The following is a 526-nucleotide window of genomic DNA, read 5'->3' as shown; positions in this document are numbered from 1 at the left end:
TCGACGCATTGGAGAACTGGAACGTTACCTCGGAACGCAACTTTTTCACCGCACCACTCGCAGCCTTTCGCTGACAAACAAAGGCGATGCCTACTACCAAGATCTACAAAAAGTACTCACCTTGCTTGATTCGGCAAACCAGCAAGCCAGTAACGAAAGCATCGAGGTCAGAGGCAAAATCAAACTTGGCCTTCTGCCAGAAACCTATGAACATCGTCAACCCATGTTGTTTGAATTTCAGGATCAATACCCGCAGGTTGAACTCGACATTCGCAATATCAACAATGGCTTTATTGATATGTTTCAGCAGGGGTTGGACATCGCGCTGCACGGCGGCATGCTGTTTGATTCAGACATTGTCGCGAGAAAGATCTTAACGCTCGACCGATGTGTCGTTGCCTCACCGAACTATCTTCAAACTCACGGCACGCCCGCCACATTAGAAGAGTTGAGCGATCATCAGTGCATTTGTTTTCGTTGGCCAAATGGCAATGTCGACAACCTTTGGCATTTTCAGGAACAAAAT

The 526-nt window shown here is 47.3% G+C and carries 1 protein-coding gene; it reads left to right on the top strand.

The annotated features are described in order from the left end of the window. Positions 1-526 (top strand): LysR family transcriptional regulator (locus R7Z50_RS30920; RefSeq protein WP_318150203.1); only part of this gene is annotated, 526 nt, incomplete at both ends.

Source organism: Vibrio sp. 1249-1 (assembly GCF_033340495.1).
This window is presented reverse-complemented; position numbering and strand designations above follow the sequence as displayed.